We start from the raw sequence: 15,040 nt of genomic DNA, 5'->3' as shown, positions 1-15,040 counted from the left end.
GTGTCAGCCCCTCTTGAGCAGCAGCCGGGCCTCGCCGACCGTCATGACCGAACCTGTCACGAGCACACCGGCACCCGAGAACTCGCCCTCTTCCTCGGCGAGGGTGATCGCCGCCTCCAGTGCGTCGTCCATCCTCGGCTCGACCTGTACGCGGTCGTCGCCGAAGATCTCGACGGCGACGGCGGCCAGCTCGTCCGCGCTCATCGCCCGGTAGTTGGAGTTCTGCGTGACGACGAGCTCGGCGCAGATGGGTTCCAGGGCCTCCAGCACGCCCCGTACGTCCTTGTTCGCGCTCGTGCTGATCACACCGATCAGGCGGCTGAAGTCGAACGCCTCGCTGACGGCCTCGGCGGCGACGCGTGCGCCCGCCGGATTGTGCGCGGCGTCCAGGACGACCGTGGGCGAGCGCCGCACGACCTCCATACGGCCGGGCGAGGTGACGGTCGCGAAGGCCTTGCGGACCCGCTCCTGGTCGAGTGGGTCCTGCCGGGTGGCGCCGACGCCGAAGAACGCCTCGACGGCCGCGAGCGCCACCGCCGCGTTGTGCGCCTGGTGCGCTCCGTGCAGGGGCAGGAAGACCTCCCCGTACTCGCCGCCGAGGCCGCGCAGCGTCATGAGCTGCCCGCCGACGGCGATCTCCCGGGCGAGCACACCGAACTCCAGGCCCTCGCGGGCCACGGTCGCGCCCCGCTCGCCGGCCTTCTTCAGGATCACCTGCGCGGCGTCGACCGGCTGCTGCGCGAGCACCACCGTCGCGCCGTCCTTGATGATCCCGGACTTCTCGCCCGCGATCTCGCCGGGCGTGGAGCCGAGACGGTCCGTGTGGTCCAGGGAGATGGGGGTGATCACGGCGACACCCGCGTCGATCACGTTCGTCGCGTCCCAGGTGCCGCCCATCCCGACCTCGACGACGGCGGCGTCGACCGGTGCGTCGGCGAACGCGGCGTACGCCATGCCCGTCAACACCTCGAAGTACGACAGCCGGTGCTCCTGGCCGCCGTCGACCATCTCGATGTACGGCTTGAGCTCCTCGAACACCTCGACGAACCGCTCGGCGGGGATCGGCGCCCCGTCCAGGCTGATGCGTTCGGTGATCGACTGCACATGCGGGCTGGTGTACCGGCCGGTGCGCAGGTCGAACGCGCCGAGAAGCGCCTCGATCATGCGGGCGGTGGACGTCTTGCCGTTGGTTCCCGTGATGTGGATCGACGGGTAGGCGCGCTGCGGATCACCGAGCAGGTCGAGCAGCGCCCGGATGCGCACCGTGGACGGGTCGAGCCGGGTCTCGCCCCAGCGGTTCGCGAGCTCCGCCTCGGCGGCGCGCAGCGCCGCGTCGACCTCGGGGTCCTCGGGACGGCCCGGGACATCGCCATCGGGCGGGCCGGCCTGCGCCCGCAGGGTACGGCTGCCGGCCTCGATCACAGCGAGGTCGGGGTCGCGGGTGGTCTCGTTGGCGACGATGGCGTCGAAGTCGTCGTCGTGCTCGTCGTGCTCGCCGGACTGGGGGGTCTCACTCACACACCCCAGTCTACGGAGCCGCGGGGGCCGGTCGGTGCGGGGCGGGGTCCGCCGCCCCGCGTGCCGGTGCGGCCCGGCTGTCGTACGGGTGCGGGCGGTCGTCCCCACGGGGCGGGCGGCGGGCCCGACCCTGCCCGGTGCGGACGGGCGAGACCGTGACGGGCGGCCCCGCCGCCCGTCACGGGTGGTGCCTCACGCCTGCGGCAGGCCGGCCAGCTGCGCCGTGATGCGGGTGATGTCGGCCTCCGCCTTCGCGAGGCGGACCCGGATCTTGTCGACCACCTGGTCCGGCGCCTTCGCCAGGAACGCCTCGTTCGAGAGCTTCCCGTTGGCCTGCGCCTTCTCCTTCTCGGCGGCGCCCAGGTCCTTCGTCAGGCGCTTGCGCTCCGCCGCCACGTCGATCGTGCCCGACAGGTCGAGCGCGACCGTGGCACCCGCGATGGGGAGCGTCGCCGTGGCCTGGAAGTCGTCGCCCTCCGGCTGCAGGCGCAGCAGCGCGCGGATCGCGGGCTCGTGCGCGGCGAGCGACGTGCCCGACAGGTCGAGCCGGGCGGGCACCCGCTGGCCGGGCTGGAGGCCCTGGTCGGCGCGGAAGCGGCGGACCTCGGTCGTGACCTCCTGGAGGTGCTGGATCTCCCGCTCCGCCACCTCGTCACGGAAGCCGCTGTCGGCCGGCCACTCGGCGATGACGACGGACTCGCGTCCGGTCAGCGTCGTCCACAGGGTGTCCGTGACGAACGGCACGATCGGGTGCAGCAGGCGCAGGGTGACGTCCAGGACCTCCCCGAGGACCCGGCGGGAGGCCGCGGCGCCCTCGCCGCCCGCGGCGAACGTCGTCTTGGACAGCTCGACGTACCAGTCGAAGACCTCGTCCCAGGCGAAGTGGTAGAGCGCGTCACTGAGCTTCGCGAACTGGTAGTCGTCGTAGTACGCGTCGACCGCGGCGACCGTACGGTTCAGCCGGGACAGGATCCACCGGTCGGTCGCCGAGAGCTGCTCGGCGGGCGGCAGGTCACCCTCGACCGTGGCGCCGTTCATCAGCGCGAACCGGGTGGCGTTCCAGACCTTGTTGGCGAAGTTGCGGGACGCCTGGACCCAGTCCTCGCCGATCGGGACGTCCGCGCCCGGGTTGGCGCCGCGCGCGAGGGTGAAGCGCACCGCGTCCGCGCCGTAGGCGTCCATCCAGTCCAGCGGGTCCACGACGTTGCCGAACGACTTCGACATCTTCTTGCCGTTCTCGTCGCGGACCAGGCCGGTCAGCGCGATGGTGTGGAACGGCGGCACTCCGTCCATCGCGTACAGCCCGAACATCATCATCCTGGCGACCCAGAAGAAGATGATGTCGTGGCCCGTGAGCAGGACGTCCGTCGGGTAGAACTTCTCCAGCGACGGCGTGCGCTCCGGCCAGCCCAGCGTGGAGAACGGCCACAGCGCGGACGAGAACCACGTGTCCAGGACGTCGGAGTCCTGTGTCCAGCCCTCGCCCGTGGGGACCTCGTCGTCCGGTCCGACACAGACGGTCTCGCCGTTCGGCCCGTACCAGACGGGGATGCGGTGGCCCCACCACAGCTGGCGCGAGATCGTCCAGTCGTGCATGTTGTCGACCCAGTCGAAGTACCGCTTCGACATGTCCTCGGGGTGGATCTTGACGCGGCCGTCGCGGACCGCGTCGCCCGCGGCCTTCGCCAGCGGCTCGACCTTGACCCACCACTGCAGCGAGAGGCGCGGCTCGACGGTCGTCCCGCAGCGCGAGCAGTGCCCGACGCTGTGGACGTACGGCCGCTTCTCCGCGACGATCCGGCCCTGCTCGCGCAGCGCCTCGACGATCGCGGAGCGCGCCTCGAACCGGTCCAGGCCCTGGAAGGGTCCCGGGACGGTGATCACGGCGCGCTCGTCCATGATCGTGATGGATTCCAGGCCGTGACGCCGGCCGATCGCGAAGTCGTTCGGGTCGTGCGCGGGGGTCACCTTGACCGCGCCCGTGCCGAACTCGGGGTCGACGTGCGCGTCCGCGACGACCGGGATCGTGCGGTCGGTGAGCGGCAGCTTGATCCGCTTGCCGATGAGGTGCGCGTACCGGGCGTCGTCCGGGTGGACCGCGACCGCCGTGTCACCGAGCATCGTCTCGACGCGGGTGGTGGCGACGACGACGGTGTCGTCGCCCTCGCCGTACTTCAGCGAGACGAGTTCGCCGTCGTCGTCCTGGTAGTCGACCTCGATGTCGGAGATCGCGGTGAGGCAGCGGGGGCACCAGTTGATGATGCGCTCGGCGCGGTAGATCAGGCCGTCGTCGAAGAGGCGCTTGAAGATCGTGCCGACGGCCTGGGAGAGGCCCTCGTCCATCGTGAACCGCTCGCGCGACCAGTCGACACCGTCGCCGAGGCGGCGCATCTGGCCGAGGATCCGGCCGCCGTACTCCTCTTTCCACTGCCAGGTGCGGCGGACGAACTCCTCGCGGCCGATGTCCTGGCGGGACTTGCCCTCCTCGGCGAGCTGCTGCTCGACCTTGTTCTGCGTGGCGATGCCCGCGTGGTCCATGCCGGGCAGCCACAGGGACTCGTACCCCTGCATGCGCTTACGGCGCGTGAGGGCGTCCATGAGGGTGTGCTGGAAGGCGTGGCCGAGGTGCAGGGAACCGGTGACGTTCGGCGGGGGGATGACGATCGTGTACGGGTCCTTGTCGCTGGACGCGTCCGCCTCGAAGTAACCCCGCTCCACCCAGCGCTCGTACAGCTTCCCCTCTACCTCCGCCGGCGCGTACTGGGTCGGCAATTCACGGGGTGCTGGTGGCTGCTGCGCTGAGTTCTCGGTCACGGGGCCAGTTTAAAGGTGTCCCGGGGCCACTCCGAAACGGATTGCCGAGCGTAACGGTGTGACCCCGGGACCCCCATGTCGTGCTCACATCCGTCAGGATGTCGGTCAGCTACATCCATACGAGGGGATCGGACCGCATGAGTGACAACCAGCCCGGGCCTTACGGGGGGCCGCAGCCTCAACAGCCGCAGCAGCCCGGGCCGTACGGACAAAGCGGCCCTTACGGGCAGCCGCAGCAGGGCGGACCGCAGCCGGGCCCCGGCTACCCGCAGCAGCAGCCCGGAGTGCCGCAGCAGCCCGGCGTTCCCCCGGCGCCTGGTTACGGCTACCCGCAGCAGCCGCCCACCGGGCCCTACGGTCAGCCGCAGCAGGGCGTACCGGGGCCCGGGGGGCCCAACCCGTATGCCCAGCCCGGTCCGTACGGTCAGCCCGGCCAGCCGGGGCAGCCAGGACAGCCCGGTCAGCCGCCGTACGGGCAGCAGAATCCTTACGGCCAGCAGCCGCCCTACGGCTCCGGCCCCTACCCGACCCAGCCGATGGGTGACGGCCCCAAGAAGAAGAAGAAGACGGGTCTCGTCATCACCGCCGTCGTCGTCGCGTGCGCCGTCATCGCCGGCGGCGTCTACTTCCTGACGTCGGGCGGCAGCGGCTCGGACATCGCGGACGACGGCCCGCACAAGCTGACCGCCCCCGCGACCGTGCTGGACGGCCAGTTCACGAAGAAGCCCGGCAGCGACAGTTCGGCCTCGGACGACCTGGCCGACGCGAGGAGCGCGGGGGTCAAGAACCCCAAGGACATCTCCGCCGCCTACGTCAAGGGTGACAAGAGCAACCCGCTCGCACAGATCGGGCTCGACTACGGCGGCGTCTACGGGCAGATCGACGACCCGCAGAAGACCCTCGACGCGTTCTTCGACTCCGCGAAGAAGGAGTCGACGGCCGACAAGAGCGGCGGGGAGACCCTGGTGGGCACCCCCCAGAAGGTCACCCCGGCCGGCCTGAAGGACGCGGTCATGGAGTGCCAGAACATCAAGGTCAAGGGCGACGGCTCCGGCGCGGGACCCAAGGAGATCACGCTGCCCATCTGCGTGTGGGCCGACCACAGCACGCTCGGCTTCGCCACGACGACCGACGTGGCATCCGTGCTCGCGGGCAAGACGACCCCGGTCTCGGAGGTCGCGGAGACCACCGCCAAGCTCCGCAACGACGTGCGCGTCAAGGCCTGACGTACACCCAGGTCACGGGCACCGCGCCCCGCACACGACGGCGCCCGGCCGGCTGAACGACGTGCGCGTCAAGGCCTGACGTACACCCGGGTCATGGGCACCGCGCCCCGCACACGACGGCGCCCGGCCGGCTGATCGATGTCAGCCGGCCGGGCGCCCCGCGTGGTCGCGGTGTGCTTCATATGCCCTGGGTCACGCGGACTTCTCGTGCCGTCCGTCGTTCTTCACGATCCGCGGCTCGCGCGGTACCAGCGTCGGGTTCACGTGCGAGTGGACGACCTCTTCGGTGATGACCACGCGGGCCACGTCCTTGCGGGACGGCACCTCGTACATCACCGACATCAGGACCTCTTCGAGGATGGCCCGCAGGCCGCGCGCGCCCGTACCGCGCAGGATCGCCTGGTCCGCGATGGCTTCGAGCGCGGAGGGCTCGAACTCCAGCTCCGCGCCGTCCAGTTCGAACAGCCGCTGGTACTGCTTGACCAGTGCGTGGCGCGGCTCGACCAGGATGCGCTTGAGCGCCTCGCGGTCCAGGTTGTGCACGGAGGTGATGACCGGGAGGCGGCCGATGAACTCCGGGATCATCCCGAACTTCACCAGGTCCTCCGGCATGACCTCCTGGAACATGTCGCGTTCCTCAAGCTCGCGCTTCGAGCGGATCGTCGCACCGAAACCGATGCCCTTGGACCCCGCCCGCGACTCGATGATCCGCTCCAGCCCGGCGAACGCGCCGCCCACGATGAACAGCACGTTCGTCGTGTCGATCTGGATGAACTCCTGGTGCGGGTGCTTCCTGCCGCCCTGCGGCGGTACGGAGGCGGTGGTGCCCTCCAGGATCTTCAGCAGCGCCTGCTGCACGCCCTCACCGGAGACGTCACGGGTGATCGACGGGTTCTCGCTCTTACGCGCGACCTTGTCGATCTCGTCGATGTAGACGATGCCGGTCTCGGCCTTCTTGACGTCGTAGTCCGCGGCCTGGATCAGCTTCAGCAGGATGTTCTCGACGTCCTCGCCGACGTAGCCGGCCTCCGTCAGCGCCGTCGCGTCGGCGATGGCGAACGGGACGTTGAGCATGCGCGCGAGCGTCTGCGCGAGGTGGGTCTTGCCGGAGCCGGTCGGACCGAGCAGCAGGATGTTGGACTTGCCGAGCTCGATGGCGTCCTCACGGCCGGAACCGCTGCCGTTCTCGCCGGCCTGCACCCGCTTGTAGTGGTTGTAGACCGCCACCGACAGGGCCTTCTTCGCGGGCTCCTGCCCGACGACGTAGCCCTCAAGGAACTCGTAGATCTCGCGCGGCTTGGGCAGTTCCTCCCAGCGCACCTCGGAGGTCTCCGCGAGCTCCTCTTCGATGATCTCGTTGCAGAGATCGATGCACTCGTCGCAGATGTACACCCCGGGCCCTGCGATGAGCTTCTTCACCTGCTTCTGGCTCTTGCCGCAGAACGAGCACTTGAGCAGATCGCCGCCATCACCGATGCGTGCCACGAGGTGCTTCCCCTTCGCCTGGGAGCAGCTTGGTTCAGCGGCTCCTGTGCCTCATATCCGACGGTACCTTGCCCGGCCCCGTGTTCGGGCCCCTCTTGGCACGGTTCACCTTGCACCCGGACGACCGTACGACATCCGTACGGTCGTCGTAAGGCGGCCCCGGGATGACCCCGGGGACGGCTGGGAGAACCGCGCCAAGAGCGCGCGCCGGTCAGGCCGCTGCGGCGGCCGTGGTCTTACGGGTGGAAACGATCTGGTCGACCAGACCGTAGGCGAGCGCGTCATCGGCGGTGAGGATCTTGTCCCGCTCGATGTCGTCCCTGACCTTCTCGATCGGGGTCGTGGAGTGCTTCGCCAGCATCTCCTCCAGCTGCGTGCGCATACGGAGGATCTCGTTGGCCGCGATCTCCAGGTCGGAGAGCTGCTCGCGGCCCGTCTGGCTGGACGGCTGGTGGATCAACACCCGCGCGTTGGGCAGCGCGAGCCGCTTGCCCGGCGTGCCGGCGGCGAGCAGCACCGCGGCGGCGGAGGCCGCCTGGCCCATGCACACGGTCTGGATGTCCGGCTTCACGAACTGCATCGTGTCGTAGATGGCCGTGAGGGCCGTCATCGAGCCGCCGGGGCTGTTGATGTAGATGGAGATGTCACGGTCGGGGTCCATGGACTCCAGGCACAGCAGCTGCGCCATGACGTCGTTGGCCGACGCGTCGTCGATCTGCACGCCGAGGAAGATCACGCGCTCTTCGAAGAGCTTGGCGTACGGGTCGTACTCGCGGACGCCCTGCGAGGTGCGCTCGACGAAACGCGGGACGACGTAGCGGTTGTCCACCTGCGGGCCCGTGTACAGGCCGCTCGCGGAAGTGTTGTTCATGTCGGTGTTCACCATTCCTGTGACCTAGGGAGACCTTCGGGGGACGGGCCGGGGCGGGTGGCTCAGGCCCCGGTGCCGCCGCCGCCCGGAACTCCCGAGGCAGCGGAGATGATCTCGTCGATGATGCCGTAGTTCTTGGCCTCTTCGGCGGAGAACCAACGGTCGCGGTCGCCGTCGCGGATGATCGTCTCTTCGGTCTGGCCGGTGTGACGAGCGGTGATCTCGGCCATGCGCTTCTTGGTGCGCAGCAGCTGCTCGGCCTGGATCTTGATGTCGGACGCGGTGCCACCGAGGCCCGCGGATCCCTGGTGCATGAGGATGTCGGTGTTCGGCAGCGCGAAGCGCTTGCCCGCGGCGCCACCGGTCAGCAGGAACTGCCCCATGGAGGCGGCGAGACCCATACCGATGGTCACGACGTCGTTGGGGATGTACTGCATGGTGTCGTAGACGGCCATACCGGCCGTGACGGACCCACCGGGGCTGTTGATGTAGAGGAAGATGTCCTTCTCGGGCTCGGCCGCGAGAAGGAGAAGCTGCGCGGTGATCCTGTTGGCGATGTCATCGTCCACCTGCTGGCCGAGGAAGATGATCCGCTCGCCGAGCAGCCGACTGTAGACCTGGTCGCCGAGGCCCCCACCGATGGACGGGTCTCCGGCGGCGTAGGGCATCAGATTCGTCACGTGTCCACCTGCTCGTCTCTGACGGCATCGGCCGTCTCAGCGTCGTCGTCCCGAGATTCGGAGGCCGGGCCGCACTGCACCCGGACGACTTCTCCGGCTCTCGTACTCATGGACCCTAACCCCCAGGTCGGCGGGCGCCATCCCGGTTCCGTAGCTGTTCGCTCGGAGCGCAAGGTAGTTGGGCCCCGGCGACGGGTGCGGATGACCGTACCGCGACCGCCGGCGGGGCCGCCCGGCGGGGGCGGCCCGCACCCTTGACCGGCCCGGACGCGGCGGCACCCGCACGCCTGTACGGATGCTCGCGGGGGTGCCCCGACCCCTGCCGGCGGTGCGCGGAAGCGGGGACTCTGGGGGCGCGCGGGGGCGCGCCCGGGCGGCGCCGACACCGCGGGGCGGCCCGGCCCCGCGGTGTGCGGGCACACCGTCCCGGACGGCGGTGGCGCGCGGCGCGCACGGGGGCACGGAGGCGCCTGTGCGGGAGCCGCGTGGGGTGTGTGCGCGAGCCCGTCGGCCGTCCGGGGTGGTGTGCCGGTCCGGCCTCCCCCGGGGCCTCCCCCGGGCCTCCCGGGGCGCTCTGCGGGGCCGTGTGTGCGGGCCGGCGGCGGTGGTGCGCGCGGCGGGTTCGGCCGGCCGGGCGCAGGCGGCGAGGCGGGCGCGGGCCGACGGGGATCCGGCCGGGGCAGGGAGCCGACGGCAGCGCTCGGCCGGTCGCGGACCACCGGGGGCGCTCCGGCGGGCACGGGCTCTCGCGTGAATGTGGCCCGCGGGTGCGTGCACGGGCCACGGACCTGTTCTCGTGCGCGCGTGCGCGCACGGGCGCGCACTCGCGGGTGCGTGCGCGACGGAACGCGACGGGCCCCGGACGCGGTGTGCGTCCGGGGCCCGTCCGTGGTGCGTGGTCCGCGATCAGGCGGTCGGCTTGTCCTCGCCGTCGCCGGCCTCGGGGGTCTCGGCGGACTCCGCGGCCTCGACGGACTCCGTGGCGCCCTCGACCGTCTCGGTCTCGTCGTCCTCGTCGTCGTCCAGGTCGACCGTCTCGCCGTTCGTGTCGACGACCTTCGCCGCCTCCACGACCACGGCGAGCGCCTTGCCGCGGGCGACCTCGCCGACGAGCATCGGCACCTGGCCACCCTCGACGACAGCCTGCGCGAACTGGTCGGGGCTCATGCCGGAGGACTGCGCGCGACGCATGAGGTGCTCGGTGAGCTCCTCCTGGTTCACGTTCAGCTTCTCCTTGTTGACCAGCTCGTCCAGGATGAACTGGGTCTTGATGCCCTTGACCGCCTGCTCGGAGGTCTCGGTGTCGAACTCCTCCTGGGTCTTGCCCTGGATCTCAAGGTACTGCTCCAGCTCGACGCCCATCTGCGGCAGCTGGTGGTGCTCCAGGTTGTGCTTGCGGGTCTCGACCTCGTCCGCGAGCAGCTTCTCGGGGATCGGCACCTCGACGAGCTTGAGCAGCTCGTCCAGGACACGCTCCTGGGCCTGGGTGGCCTGGTCGTACTGCTTCATCGACACGAGGCGCTTGCGGCTGTCCGCCCTGAGCTCCTCCAGGGTGTCGAACTCGCTGGCCGTCTGGGCGAACTCGTCGTCCAGCTCCGGCAGCTCGCGGGCCTTGACCTCGGTGACCTTGACGGTGACCTCGGCGGGCTTGCCCTCGGCGGAGCCGCCCTTGAGCTCGGAGGTGAAGGTGGCCTCGCCGCCCGCCTCCAGGCCGGTGACCGCGTCGTCGATGCCGTCGAGCAGGTCGCCGGAACCGATCACGTAGTCGATGCCGTTCGCGACGCCGTCCTCCAGGACCTCGCCGTCGATCTTGGCCTCCAGGTCGAGCGTCACGACGTCGCCCTCGGCGGCGGCGCGCTCGACCGCGTTGGTGGAGGCGAAGCGGTCACGCAGCTGCTCGACCGACTTGTCGACGTCCTCGTCACTGACCTCGGCCGCGTCCACCGTGACCTCGATGCCGGAGTAGTCCGGGATCGTGATCTCGGGTCGGATGTCGACCTCGGCGGTGAAGGAGAGCAGCTCGCCGTCCTTCAGTTCCTTGATGTCGACGTCGGGCTGGCCGAGGACATTCAGCTCACCCTCGTTGACCGCCTCGGTGTAGAACTTCGGAAGGGCGTCGTTGACGGCCTCCTCCAGCACAGCACCGCGGCCGAAACGCTGGTCGATGACGCGGGCCGGGATCTTCCCCTTACGGAAGCCCTTCACCGTGACCTGCTCGTTGATCTTCTTGTACGCCGCGTCGAGGCTGTCCTTGAGCTCCTCGAAGGGCACCTCGACAGTGAGCCGAACCCGGGTCGGGTTCAGGGTCTCCACGGCGCTCTTCACGGTTCGGTCTCCTTGGTGGCTGATTCTCGGGTGTGCCTGCCGCGCACTCGTACATGTGCGGCGGCCTGCTGAGCGGCCCGGCTCCTGGGGGTCCTCGGAGACACGTCAGACACACGGGCACGCAGCTTGCATAGTAACCGCAAGCATGAAGCGCCCCACAACGCGATCTACGGATACGCGCGACTTGTCGACTGGTCGGGGTGGCCGGATTCGAACCGACGACCTTCCGCTCCCAAAGCGGACGCGCTACCAAGCTGCGCCACACCCCGTCGGTGCGACACGTAGGGTACATGCCCGGAGGCACTGCGTCGGACTCCTTTTGCGCGAGAGCCGTCCCACCACGTACGGGGCCTGGTGTTTCCCGGCCGGGGGCGCGCTGGTCACGGGAGCGTGAGCGGGACGGCGCGCAGTCCATCCCGTGCCGGGCGCTCCGTCCGGCACCACGGGGACCCACCGGGTACCGGCGTGCGGAGAACGGCCCGGAACCGCTACGATGCTCTGCGTACGCGCTCGGACCGCCCCTCGGGGCATGCCGGGCCCGCGCGGGCGTAGCTCAATGGTAGAGCCCTAGTCTTCCAAACTAGCTACGCGGGTTCGATTCCCGTCGCCCGCTCCACATACTGAGGGCCAGGTCAGAGGTTCATCCTCCGGCCTGGCCCTCAGTCGTTCGTGATCTCCGCTCAGTCCGACGTGCCCGCCGCATGCCCGTTCGCGTCGGGATCTTGTTTTCGCGCCTGTTCGACAGCGGCGCTCACAGCGTTGCCGATCAGTCGTTCGCGCTCGGCAGTGGCGTGCTGATAGATCAGTGCCGCACGAGCCGTGCTGTGCCCCATGCGCGTCATCAACTCGCGCGTACTGGCCCCGGTGGCCGCCGCCAGGGTGTTCCCCGTGTGGCGAAGATCATGGAAGTGCAGACCCGCGATCTCAGCCGTCGCGCATGCTCGCCGCCACAGCCTGTTGAAGTGGTTCCGGCGAGGCGTCGCACCCTTGGCCCCTACGAACACGCGTCCATCCGCACCAGGTTCGGCGTAGACCGCAAGATGCGCCGAGAGTTCGCCCGTGATCACGTTCGGAATCGCCACCGTGCGCTTGCCGGCCGCGCTCTTGGGCTCCTTGATCAGCCGGGAACCGTCGTGGAGTTCAGCCACATTCCGGCGCACACGAAGAGTGCCCGCCTGAAAGTCGAGGTCCCGCCGGCGCAACCCGACCAGCTCACCCCAACGCAGCCCGGAGAAGGCCGCCAGAAGCACGAGCGCACGGTACCGAGGCTGGATTGCCCCCGCGACGGCGTAGACCTCCTGAACGGTCGCTGTAGGGCGTTCGGGTGTCTGCGTGGTGCTGGCGCCCTTGACCCGGCAAGGGTTGCGGCGGATCAACTGATCCTCGACCGCCGTCATAAGCACCGCTCGCATGAGGGCGTACGACTTGGCGACCGTCGAGGGCCCCACACCAGAGCCCAGCCGGGCGACGCGCCAGGCTCGCACCATGGCGGGGGTGATGTCAGCAACGGCGACCGTGCCGAAGGTCGGTACCAGATGGTTACGCAACAGGGACCGATAGAGATCCGCAGTCGAGGCCCCGATACCTCGTTCCTCGATCCACGTCTTGGCGTACCCGCCAAAGGCCACCTTCCCGGCGTCGGGATCGGACCAGTCGCCGCCCCGGAGTTCGGCTTGGCGCTCAGCAAGCCAGTCATCCGTGTCCCGCTTGGTTCGGAACGTGTGGGGCGCCGGGCGGTCGATGCCATCGGGACCGAGGTACCGCGCCTGATAGCGCCCCGAAGGCAGCTTTCGCACACGGCCGAACGAACGCTTCTTGCTTGCCATCAAGCCACACCCCGCAGACGTCGAGCCGACGGCATGACCGTGTGAGCCGTGACAAACGCTTCCACTGCGCTCTCGGGGATGCGGACGTGACGGCCGATCTTGACGAACGTGATGCGGCGTTCCTCGATCAGCCGTCGCGGGAAGCGCACGGTCGTACCGAGCAGGCCGGCCACTTGGTCCACGGTGAGCAGGCGGTCAGTCACGTTGATCATTCCCCTTCCAGGTCGTCCAGTTCGGCGCGGTGTTCGCGGGCGGAGTCGCGGTTGTGCTGGATGTCTCGGTGAAGCTGGGCGGCGAGCCAGGATTCGCCGGGGGTGTGACCATGGCCGGCATAGGTCCAGTGCGCGAGCGTGAGCGTGGTCGCCTCTGGGTCGTCGTCGGGGTCGGGCAGGCCGAGGGCTTCGCGTTGCTGAGTGGCGCGGTAGTCGGCGCGTACCTGTCGCAGGGCACCGAGGGTGGTGGAGTAGCGGCGGGACTTGGTGGAGAAGTGACCCCGGAAGCCGAGCATGTGAGCCCAGCGCCACAGCTTGCGATCCGGATACGCCGGGTCGAGTTCGGAACAGGCCTGGATGAGCCGGCGGGTGTGGTCGGGCAGGTCCGGCAGCTTGTCCAGCTCGGACAGCTCCCCGATCCGGCGATCCACGGTCCCGGTGGTCTCAGCGGCTTTGGTGGCGTATTTGGCGACGTAGGAGGCGACGGCTTGTTCCGTGAGGGCTTCGCCGTGGCCGAAGGCGCCGATGGGCTGGACGTCGAGCTGCGTCCCCCACCGCAGGACCCGCGCGGGGTACTCGCCCGACGCCGGCAGAGCGACCTCAGCACGCGCAGCAGCAGCCCGCAGAGCGTCCGTGAGGAGATCGATGGTGGCCCAGGCCGGCGGGGCGGTGTCGGGGCCGTCTGGTCCGTCGAAGCGGATCACGGCGTGGAAGTGGATGGCGCCACGCTTTTGGTACTCCGCGACCTTCCCGTAGGAGACCCGGAGCTCTTCTTTGAGTTCGCGTTGGGTGATGCCGGCGCGGGCGGCGAGTTCGCGGGGCAGGTAGATGGTGACGTAGCGCCAGAGGTGTCCGGCGTGGTTGTTCCACAGGACCGCGCCCGCGTAGTCGTACGTGGCCGGGTCGAGCGCGGTTCCAAGTTCGGACGCGCCTTCGGGGTGCCGGGTGCCGCAGCGGCAGCGGCCGGAGGTGGGCCGGTTGTGGACCGGCCCGAACGAGGGCGCGGTGAGGGTGGCGAAGACGCGGGGGTGGTCGCGCACGGTCGTGGTGACGCCTTTGGTCTCGTCGCCGGTGAGGCCGGCGCGGATGAGGTGGTAGGTGTCGCCGGCGTAGGTCCAGGCGCAGGCCGGGCACCGGGAAGCGCGCCGGTTGCCGCACGCGACCCGCAGACGCCCACCAGGCTCCTTGTCGGTCGAGTAGGAGTGCAGGACGGTGCCGGTGGTGGGGTCGATGGTCTTGGTGGAGCCGATGAGGTGGATGGGTTCGGCGCAGCCGCCGGTGCGGCGGATCTGTTCTTGCCAGCGGTCGAAGCCGTCCGACCCGGCCACCCTGAACAGGTCGTGGAGGGTGGTCGGGTCGAGGCCCGCCGCCGCGAGGGTGGCGGTGGTGTTCACGCGAGGATCTCCTGTCGGGCGGTGGTGAAGGCGTGGCCGATCCAGCGGGTGAAGGCCGGCGGGATGGCTTCGGTCAGTTCCTCGCGCACGTCGGTCCAGGTGATCCCCATGGCCGTCTGCATCTCGGGCACGGTGGCTTTGCCGCCACCAGAGCCGTAGGCGGCGACGTAGGGGCCGTCCCGGTAGACGCCGTGGCGGTGGCCGCGCACATAGCCGCGATGCCGAGGGTGGGCCGGTTGTGCGGTGGCCCAGCGGCCCAGCTCGAAAGAGCGATGCCGCAGCACGCCCAGGCCGAACGCTTCGCCGCACAGGCGCACATCGGCGCGGATCGGGGCTTTGCCGTTGGGCTGTTCGATCACGTACGGCAGACCGGTCGCGTCGAGGAGGGTGCGCAGTTCGGGGATGAGTTGGACGTGGTCGCGTCCCCAGCCGCGTGAGCGGTTGGTTCCCACGGTGAGGGCGCATCCGTCCTGGCAGGGCGGGGAGGCGTGCACGAGCGTGTACCGGGCGATGTCGCCGGTGGTGATCAGGTGGGCGAGGTGGGTCAGGGCGTCGGCACGGTGGAAGGTGAAGGGGTAGCGGGGCCGGTGGGTGATGTCGATGCCGTCGACCTCGAAGCCGGCCAGGTGGTAGCCCATGGCCGCACCGCCGGAGCAGCAGAACAGATCCAGGACCCGGCGGGGACCGGT

The 15,040-nt window shown here is 69.8% G+C and carries 11 protein-coding genes and 2 tRNA genes; 2 read left to right on the top strand and 11 right to left on the bottom strand.

The window, feature by feature from the left end:
- Positions 1–3: 3 nt before the first annotated feature.
- Both folC and OG310_RS23840 read right to left on the bottom strand, forming a co-directional pair.
- Positions 4–1,518: a bifunctional tetrahydrofolate synthase/dihydrofolate synthase gene (gene folC, locus OG310_RS23845; RefSeq protein WP_329457908.1), complete on the bottom strand. Its 1,515-nt coding sequence runs from the start codon at positions 1,516–1,518 to the stop codon at positions 4–6.
- Positions 1,519–1,710: 192 nt separating this feature from the next.
- Complete coding sequence (locus OG310_RS23840; RefSeq protein ID WP_329457907.1) at positions 1,711–4,332, bottom strand: valine--tRNA ligase; 2,622 nt, start codon at positions 4,330–4,332, stop codon at positions 1,711–1,713.
- Between the two features lie 137 nt (positions 4,333–4,469).
- On the opposite strand from OG310_RS23840, the gene OG310_RS23835 reads away from it, so the two are divergent.
- Positions 4,470–5,558: a hypothetical protein gene (locus OG310_RS23835; RefSeq protein ID WP_329457906.1), complete on the top strand. Its 1,089-nt coding sequence runs from the start codon at positions 4,470–4,472 to the stop codon at positions 5,556–5,558.
- A 192-nt stretch (positions 5,559–5,750) separates the two neighbouring features.
- On the opposite strand, the gene clpX is transcribed toward OG310_RS23835, so the two are convergent.
- The 5 genes from clpX to OG310_RS23810 form a co-directional block, all read right to left on the bottom strand.
- Entirely contained in the window at positions 5,751–7,043 is a 1,293-nt protein-coding gene (gene clpX / locus OG310_RS23830) for an ATP-dependent Clp protease ATP-binding subunit ClpX (protein ID WP_329457905.1), read from the bottom strand.
- A gap of 211 nt (positions 7,044–7,254) precedes the next feature.
- Positions 7,255–7,929 (bottom strand): ATP-dependent Clp protease proteolytic subunit, encoded by a 675-nt coding sequence (locus OG310_RS23825; RefSeq protein ID WP_329457904.1) that lies wholly within the window; start codon positions 7,927–7,929, stop codon positions 7,255–7,257.
- Positions 7,930–7,976: 47 nt separating this feature from the next.
- The gene (locus OG310_RS23820) at positions 7,977–8,582 is read right to left on the bottom strand and encodes an ATP-dependent Clp protease proteolytic subunit (protein ID WP_329460340.1); all 606 of its coding nucleotides are present in this window, start codon (positions 8,580–8,582) and stop codon (positions 7,977–7,979) included.
- 918 nt (positions 8,583–9,500) lie between these two features.
- Complete coding sequence (tig, locus tag OG310_RS23815; RefSeq protein WP_329457903.1) at positions 9,501–10,919, bottom strand: trigger factor; 1,419 nt, start codon at positions 10,917–10,919, stop codon at positions 9,501–9,503.
- A 192-nt stretch (positions 10,920–11,111) separates the two neighbouring features.
- Positions 11,112–11,188, bottom strand: a tRNA-Pro gene (locus OG310_RS23810).
- Positions 11,189–11,461: 273 nt separating this feature from the next.
- Here OG310_RS23810 and OG310_RS23805 point away from each other — a divergent pair.
- Positions 11,462–11,535 (top strand) — tRNA-Gly (locus OG310_RS23805).
- Between the two features lie 64 nt (positions 11,536–11,599).
- Here OG310_RS23805 and OG310_RS23800 read toward each other — a convergent pair.
- Genes OG310_RS23800 through OG310_RS23785 form a run of 4 tightly spaced genes read right to left on the bottom strand, consistent with a single transcriptional unit; the run spans position 11,600 to position 14,989 of the window.
- Positions 11,600–12,745: a tyrosine-type recombinase/integrase gene (locus OG310_RS23800; protein ID WP_329457902.1), complete on the bottom strand. Its 1,146-nt coding sequence runs from the start codon at positions 12,743–12,745 to the stop codon at positions 11,600–11,602.
- Entirely contained in the window at positions 12,745–12,957 is a 213-nt protein-coding gene (locus tag OG310_RS23795; protein ID WP_329457901.1) for a helix-turn-helix domain-containing protein, read from the bottom strand. Before OG310_RS23795 ends, OG310_RS23800 begins: the two co-directional genes overlap by 1 nt.
- Positions 12,954–14,351 carry a replication initiator protein RepSA gene (repSA, locus tag OG310_RS23790; protein ID WP_329457900.1) on the bottom strand — a complete coding sequence of 466 codons (1,398 nt, stop codon included), beginning with the start codon at positions 14,349–14,351 and terminating at the stop codon, positions 12,954–12,956. Before repSA ends, OG310_RS23795 begins: the two co-directional genes overlap by 4 nt.
- Positions 14,348–14,989: a DNA methylase gene (locus OG310_RS23785; protein ID WP_329460339.1), complete on the bottom strand. Its 642-nt coding sequence runs from the start codon at positions 14,987–14,989 to the stop codon at positions 14,348–14,350. The genes repSA and OG310_RS23785 overlap by 4 nt, the downstream gene beginning before the upstream one ends.
- Positions 14,990–15,040 lie beyond the last annotated feature (51 nt).

It is taken from the genome of Streptomyces sp. NBC_01497, assembly GCF_036250695.1.
Lineage (GTDB): Bacteria > Actinomycetota > Actinomycetes > Streptomycetales > Streptomycetaceae > Streptomyces.
The sequence above is the reverse complement of the archived record's forward strand: the minus strand, read 5'-3'. Positions and strand labels throughout refer to the sequence as shown.